General features: G+C 27.3%; 8 protein-coding genes and 7 pseudogenes. 11 read left to right on the forward strand and 4 right to left on the reverse strand.

The annotated features are described in order from the left end of the window. From KGF42_RS20600 to KGF42_RS20615, 6 genes and pseudogenes are all read left to right on the forward strand, one after another. Positions 1-141, forward strand: a pseudogene (locus KGF42_RS20600) (hypothetical protein); the annotation flags it as partial. A 26-nt stretch (positions 142-167) separates the two neighbouring features. Further along, positions 168-761, forward strand: a complete 594-nt coding sequence (locus KGF42_RS18350) for a peptidoglycan-binding domain-containing protein (protein ID WP_227826844.1) — start codon at positions 168-170, stop codon at positions 759-761. A 419-nt stretch (positions 762-1,180) separates the two neighbouring features. Continuing rightward, positions 1,181-1,987, forward strand: a pseudogene (locus KGF42_RS18355) (reverse transcriptase domain-containing protein). A 24-nt stretch (positions 1,988-2,011) separates the two neighbouring features. Continuing rightward, positions 2,012-2,212 carry a transposase gene (locus tag KGF42_RS20605; protein ID WP_227826845.1) on the forward strand — a complete coding sequence of 67 codons (201 nt, stop codon included), beginning with the start codon at positions 2,012-2,014 and terminating at the stop codon, positions 2,210-2,212. Between the two features lie 167 nt (positions 2,213-2,379). Further along, complete coding sequence (locus KGF42_RS20610; protein WP_413927045.1) at positions 2,380-2,496, forward strand: hypothetical protein; 117 nt, start codon at positions 2,380-2,382, stop codon at positions 2,494-2,496. Positions 2,497-2,572: 76 nt separating this feature from the next. After that, positions 2,573-2,830 (forward strand): annotated as a pseudogene (locus KGF42_RS20615) (transposase); the annotation flags it as partial. Between the two features lie 172 nt (positions 2,831-3,002). Here KGF42_RS20615 and KGF42_RS18370 read toward each other — a convergent pair. From KGF42_RS18370 to KGF42_RS18380, 3 genes and pseudogenes are all read right to left on the reverse strand, one after another. Beyond that, positions 3,003-3,404: a DUF4624 family lipoprotein gene (locus KGF42_RS18370; RefSeq protein WP_227826846.1), complete on the reverse strand. Its 402-nt coding sequence runs from the start codon at positions 3,402-3,404 to the stop codon at positions 3,003-3,005. Positions 3,405-3,455: 51 nt separating this feature from the next. Next, positions 3,456-3,653 (reverse strand): annotated as a pseudogene (locus tag KGF42_RS18375) (DUF961 family protein); the annotation flags it as partial. 14 nt (positions 3,654-3,667) lie between these two features. Next, positions 3,668-3,987, reverse strand: a pseudogene (locus tag KGF42_RS18380) (BlaI/MecI/CopY family transcriptional regulator). Between the two features lie 217 nt (positions 3,988-4,204). On the opposite strand from KGF42_RS18380, the gene KGF42_RS18385 reads away from it, so the two are divergent. The 5 genes and pseudogenes from KGF42_RS18385 to KGF42_RS18400 all read left to right on the forward strand — a co-directional run bounded on the left by KGF42_RS18385 (position 4,205) and on the right by KGF42_RS18400 (position 6,623). Then, complete coding sequence (locus tag KGF42_RS18385; protein WP_227826847.1) at positions 4,205-4,525, forward strand: helix-turn-helix domain-containing protein; 321 nt, start codon at positions 4,205-4,207, stop codon at positions 4,523-4,525. 617 nt (positions 4,526-5,142) lie between these two features. Beyond that, positions 5,143-5,715 (forward strand): transposase, encoded by a 573-nt coding sequence (locus KGF42_RS18390; protein ID WP_255650998.1) that lies wholly within the window; start codon positions 5,143-5,145, stop codon positions 5,713-5,715. Between the two features lie 266 nt (positions 5,716-5,981). Beyond that, a pseudogene (locus KGF42_RS20620) lies at positions 5,982-6,047 on the forward strand (IS3 family transposase); the annotation flags it as partial. 42 nt (positions 6,048-6,089) lie between these two features. Further along, on the forward strand, positions 6,090-6,347 hold the full coding sequence (locus KGF42_RS18395) for a DDE-type integrase/transposase/recombinase (protein WP_413927046.1): 258 nt from the start codon (positions 6,090-6,092) through the stop codon (positions 6,345-6,347). A gap of 54 nt (positions 6,348-6,401) precedes the next feature. Beyond that, entirely contained in the window at positions 6,402-6,623 is a 222-nt protein-coding gene (locus KGF42_RS18400) for an IS3 family transposase (RefSeq protein WP_227826848.1), read from the forward strand. Positions 6,624-6,913: 290 nt separating this feature from the next. Here KGF42_RS18400 and KGF42_RS20625 read toward each other — a convergent pair. Further along, positions 6,914-7,048: pseudogene (locus KGF42_RS20625) on the reverse strand (peptidase M56); the annotation flags it as partial.

Below are 7,048 nucleotides of genomic sequence, written 5' to 3' on the forward strand. Positions count from 1 at the left end.
ACTACAGATTATACATATGCCACTGCTCCAGCTAATGTTAGAAAAATTTATGAAGAAAAATGTAAAAAAATAGGCAAAAAACCCAAAGATTCTGATAAAATAGAAATATCTAATGCATATTCTACAAATAGATTGCAATAGAAAAATAATATTTTTAGGGGGACATTATGTTAAAGAGATTAAAGAAAACACTAGTAGTAATTTGTTGTTTAATGCTTGTATTTACAAATACAGCTTTTGCAGACACAGAAACACAAGGAGGTGAAACTAAATCTGAAGATAAAATAATTAATTTTGAAATAAATGTATATAAGTATATATATAAAGATGCTCCACAGCAAATAAAAGATACTTATGATGAAAAATGTAGAGCTTTAAATATAACATCTGAACCAGATGCGGAAATTTTTATACCAATAGATTCAAATTTACTTAAATTAGATGAATATGATATTGGAACTTATTCAAATTATCGTGGTACTTATGACCCTAATAAAGCAACAATAAAAATCACAGGTGATAAAAATTATACTATAAGTACAAGAACACTTGTAGGCTTTGGATATGTAACAAGTGGCAATAATGTACATTGTGCTCAACTTATGTTATGTGATGTTGGATATAAAGTACAAATAGATAGTTTATTTGGAAATGATACATATGATGCAGTAAAAAGATTTCAAAGAGCATATGCACTAACTTCAGATGGGATTGTTGGATATAGCACATTTGACAGAATGGCAAATCTTTTAGATATGTAATTTTATAGTTTATATTTAAAGATAAAATCAAATGTTTTTTAAGGGCTTTAAAGCCACTCTTCTGAGTGGCTTTAATAATGCATATTTTAACTGTTTCCTAAGAGGGGTATAGTTCACAAAAGATTAAGAAAAGAAAAGTTCTAAGAAATAATAAATACTATGGACAACAAAAAATATTAGATGATTTGTATAAGAAATCAAGCGAAGGCAGATATTTTGATAAACTGTATGAATTAATCATAAATGAAGATAACATTATGAAGGCATATAGAACAATAAAAAGAAATACTGGTAGCAAAACAAAAGGTATTAATAGACACACTATTAAATATTTAGAACATTTATCTAAAGACAAATTAATAAATACTGTACGACAGAGATTAAGTTATTACAAACCTAATCCTGTAAGAATAGTGTTCATGCCAAAAAGCAATGGAAAACAAAGATCATTAGGAATACCTACAATTGAAGATAGACTTATTCAACAATGTATCTTACAAATATTAGAACCCATATGTGAAGGTAAATTCAATAAATCAAGTTTTGGGTTTAGACCTAACAGAAGTACACATCATGCAATTGCAAGATGTCAGCATCTAATCAATCATATCAAAAATCATTTTGTAGTTGATATAGATATAAAAGGGTTCTTTGACAATGTAAATCATGGTGAATTAATGAAACAACTTTGGACTATTGGTGTAAGAGATAAGAAATTATTGTGCATAATAAGTAAAATGTTAAAAGCAGAAATGGTAGGTTAGGGTATACCAACTAAAGGTATACCACAAGGAGGAATCTTATCTCCACTACTTGCAAATATTGTACTTAATGAATTTGATTGGTGGATTTCCAACCAATGGGAAACTAAAACTACTAATCACATATACAAACAACCAAGTTCTAAGATAGTTGCGCTTAAAAATAGTAAGTTAAAACCATGTTATATTGTTAGATATGCAGATGACTTTAAGATATTTACTGATAACAGAACAAATGCTAAGAAATTATTTATGGCTTCCGAACTTTGGTTGAATGATATGCTTGATTTAGAAATTAGTGAAGAAAAAAGTAAAGTAACTAATTTAAGAAAGAATGGATCGGATTTCTTAGGAATAAGACTACGAGCAGTGTCAAAAGGAACATCTCAATTAGGATATGTTTCTCAAAGTAAAATAGAGCCTAAGAGAAAATCGAAAATTACAGAAGTATACAAGAGTAAGTAAAAAGATTTAAGTAAAAGTCTAGGTATGGATAAATCACTAATAGCTAAAATTACTGATAGAGCTATGCCTTTAGCTCATGAATGGCAAAAGAGACCACTTGATATGATTTATCCAATTGTATTTATGGATGCCATACATTATAAAGTTAGAAGTGAAGATAGAATAATAAAAAAAGCAGCATATATAGCTATAGGTATTAACTTAGAAGGGCTAAAGGAGGTTTAGGAATATGGATTGGAGGCAATGAAAGTTCAAAGTATTGATTAGAGGTGTTTACAGATATTAGACGCAGAGGAGTTAAGGGTATATTAATAGCTTCTTTAGACTGACTAGTTGGATTTTCTGATGCGATTAAAGCAGTATTTCTTGATACTGAAATACAAAGATATGTTGTGCATCAAATTAGAAATATTTTAAATTACGTATCATATAAAAATAGAAAAGAATTTGCAAAAGATTTAAAGAAAGTATATGCTGCCTGCAATTACAGAAGAGGTAGCGTTAAGTGAGCTATCGCTCTTAGAGGAAAAATGGGATAATCAATATGCGATAGCATTAAGAAGTTGGTGAAGCAATTGGAATGAACTAGCAACATATTTTAAATATCCTCAAGAGATAAGAAGATTGATATATACTACAAATTCAATGGAAAGTTACAATAGATTATTAATAAAAGTTACTAAATCAAAGTCTATCTTTCCTTCAGATAATTTTTTGCACAAATCACTATACTTAGCAACTATGGATATTTCTGAAAAATGGACTCAGAAAATTAGAAATTGGACTCAAATTTTAGCTCATTTAAGTATTTATTTTGAAAAAAGAAACTTAACTCTAAATTAATAAAGCAATATTTAAAAAAAATTAAGAAATTTTCTTAAAGGAATAATAATTTTTGCAAAAATGGAAAAATGTCAAAATAAGGCTATGATTTTTAAAACCATAGTCTTATCAGTAAAAATTTAATTATCATTTAAAAAATAAATTTTTATTTAAAGAATACACATAAATATTTCTAGACTCTATAGTTTATTTTTCTCCCTGTAAAACATACAACATACTCACTATATTTTTTTAGATTTTCAAGTGAAATGGGAAAGGTTTCTGACTTAACATTTCCTTCCCATGTATTACTCCATAAGACTTCATTTGTTTTGTTATTTTTTACTTCTAAAATTCCGCTTTCACCATCCATTTTGAAAGTTCCATCAGCAATTAAAGCGTCCAAATTTTTAGATACACAAAATAGTTTTTCATTAACAAAGGGGTCTGTATCATCATAATCCTTATCTAATTCTATTTTAATGGTCGCTTTATCATCGCCTGATGTGTTAAGAGTATTCGCGTTATCACTTGCAGACGCTGTCAAACCAGCAATACTTATAAGCATAACAAATAGAACTGCTATCTTTTTCATAAAGTTACCTTCATCAATTAGATTTGTCGTTTTTATTTTCTACTCTGGCTGAAAATTCTTTTTCCCAGCTTTAGCAGGAAGCATCATGATAATTTCTTTGGCTCTATACACATCACTGTAAAGCTTGTAACTTTGGGACACTCCCGTTAAACGTCTGTTGATCCTGTGCTGTACAACCTCGCTATCTCATGCAAATTCTAAATTGCCGAATGTCTTTTCCATGTTTGGCACAACAAATTCTAATTCTATATATCAACATTATACTAAATTGAGTAACCTTTTAAAGAACTAATTAAACTTTCCAGTGAGCTATTATGTATGTTATTCATAAAATTTTTAGTTTCAAAATTTATGTATTCTCTATTTTCAATTATAATTTTGTAATGTGTGTATTTGTTAATTTTTTCAGCTGATAAAAATTTTCTTTTAACAAGTCTGGATAGAAGTGCTAGTGTAGTTGTTTGTTTCCAATCATATTCATTTTTCATAGCTTCAACAACTTCTTTATAAGTTACTTCATCATTTTTTTCCAAATAAATTTTATTATTTTCAATTTTGCTTGTGGTATTTTTTGTATCAACATATAAACAACCCTTTCTAATTCAAGCTAAGTAACAATTAGATTTTTAATTTCTTACAGACAAATTCTTATGGTGGGGCAGATATCTAATCTTCAATAATTTTTAAAAATTATTGAAGATTAGAATGTCTTGTATAAATTATTCATGTATATAGATTATTATATTATACTCTGCAAATGGTTACAATATAAAAAACGGAAATAGGAAAAAGAATTAAAATTGCAAGGATTAAGAAAATGTGAATCAGGAAGTAGTTACAAAAAAATAGACATAACACCATCTCATATGAGTAACATTGAAACTGGAAAAACTAAAGTAAGTTTACCTGTATTAATTAATATTGCTAATATTCTTTCTGTTACAATAGATGAATTATTATGTGACAATGTACTAAATTCTAAAATTATATTTGAGGGAGAAGCTAAAGAAATTTTTAACGACTGTGATGAGTATGAAGTTAGAATGCTTGTTGATGTTTTAAAATATATGAAAGAAGCAATGCGTAAAGATAGAGAAATAAGAAATCAATTTGGTATGTAAAATCCAGATTTTTAGTTAAGTATATCAAGATTATATATATTACAGTGTCAAAAATAGAAAATTAAAATTACATTTTCTATATAAATTGTATGTATGATAAATCATATTAAAATTTTTGATTTAAGAAATAGTATATGTAATCTTTAGTCATCTTATTCCCAGTTTTTTATCCATTCTTCTAATGAGGTTGTTTTTTCATCTGTTAATTCTTTCTGAGATAATAATGTCAAAAGGCTTTTTATAGAATTACAATCTAAAAGCGTATGTATTTTCTTTGATATAAACTTAGAATACGTATCTTCTTTAATTGAGATTGTATAGTATGTACACTTATTTGTTTAACTAAATATTACTACAATAATTTTATACAATCAAATCCAATTATTACCATGCAATTTTTAGAACAATAATAAATATGTATTTAAAAAGTTTTGTGTTAACATTTTTAATTTGTGGTATAATAAAAGTGAGCTATACCCCTCTTAGGAGACAGTTAAAATATGTAAAACTGTCTAAAACTAGGAGGTTTTTGCTATGTTCAAAACTAAGATATCATCAGAGAAAAAATCGAAGCAATTGAATCATATTTAAAGGATGAAAATACAGTAATAAAAATAATGGAAGAATTAAATATTGGAAAACATACATTCAGAGAGTGGATGCGAAATTATGAAACTTTCGGAAATGATGGCTTAATTAAACAAGGTTGTAAATCATGCTACTCTAAAGAGTTTAAGTTAAATGCTATAGAGGCTTATCTAAATGGTGAAGGCTCTTATGACACAATAGCAAAAAAATATAAAATGAGATCTGTTAATCCACTAAAAACTTGGGTTAAGGAGTATAATATTCATAAGGAGATAAAAGAAACCCCGAGGGGAGGGCTCTTTATGGAGACTAGAAAAATAACCTTAGATGAAAGAGTTGTAATTGTTCAAGATTGTATTGAACATGATTTTAATTACAATTTGATAGCAAAAAAACATTCTGTTTCATACAGTCAAGTTAGAAGATGGACACTTAAATATAAAGATAAAGGGATATCTGGATTAGAAGACCGAAGAGGCAAAACAAAAAAAGAAAATGAGTTGACTCAATTAGATAAGGTAAAGTTGGAATTGAAAATTCTAAAAGTGGAAAAACATAAATTACAACTGGAGAATGAATTTTTAAAAAGGTTAAAAACATAGAAAGAGGGTGGTAATTGCACTATCCCAGAATGAAGATAAATATAAAGTAATTCAATCATTATTCAATGAAGAAAAGCTTCGCTTATCAAATTATGTGAAATTGTTAAAGTAAATCGTTCTGGATACTATAAATGGCTCAATCGAGATAAAAGCAATTTAGAACTTGAAAACATTAAATTAGTAACTTTGATAACTAAGATATATGAAGAAAAGAATGGGGTTTTTGGCTCTTTAAGGATGACTCTGCAGTTAAGCAGAGAGAGTATAAACTTAATGTCAATCACAAGAGAGTGTACAGACTAATGAGAGCCGTAGGCTTAAGGCCTGTTTGTAGAAAAAAGAAATTTAGTTATGTTAAATGTACACCAGAAGTAATCGCTGAAAATCTATTAAGTAGAAAATTTAGTGCAGATAAAACCTCTCAAAAATGGTTAACAGATGTAACTGAATTTAAATTAACCAATGGGACGAAGGCCTGTTTAAGTGCAATTCTAGATTTAGGTGATAGAAGTATAATTTCATATGTTATTGGAAAATCAAACAACAATAACTTGGTGTTCGAAACTTTTAATAAAGTAATAAAACTATATCCGAATTCAAAGCCTATTTTTCATAGTGATAGTGGTTTTTAGTATACTAGTAAGGTGTTTAAATCGAAACTTTTAGCACAAGGCATGATACAAAGTATGTCAAGAGTTGATCGTTGTATTGACAATGCTCCTATCGAAGGATTTTGGGGAATTTTAAAGGTGGAAATGTACTATTTAAGAAAATTTGATACATACGAACAATTAGTCAAAGCAATAGAGGATTATATATATTACTATAATAATTTTAGATATCAAAAGAGATTAAATTCTATGTCTCCACTTGAATTTAGGAAATATTTAAGTATAGAGATAGCATAATTTATTTTAAGTAGCTCTAAAAATTTTTAAATATCTAGGGCTTTATTTGACGTTTTCTTTTTTAGATAGTAAACTTTAAAATATAGATATTAATTATATGAATATAATAAAAAAAGTACTAATGATTGACACTAGTACTTTATAATTAATTTTACATGTTTTAACTGTATAAAACAGTGGGTATAGTTCATTTTAGTGACTTTTAAGTTTTAAAAAATATTTTATTTCGGTTCTAAATAAAGATCTAAAAAATTTAATAAACTACTATATATGTTATATCCAACTGAATATTACTCTATTGTAGAATATGCATTAGATATTTCTATTTTATCAGAATCTTTGGGTTTTTTGCCTATTTTTTTACATTTTTCTTCATAAATTTTTCTAACATTAGCTGGAGCAGTGGCATATGTATAATCTGTAGT

Source organism: Clostridioides sp. ZZV15-6383 (assembly GCF_020657735.1).
Lineage (GTDB): Bacteria > Bacillota > Clostridia > Peptostreptococcales > Peptostreptococcaceae > Clostridioides > Clostridioides difficile_D.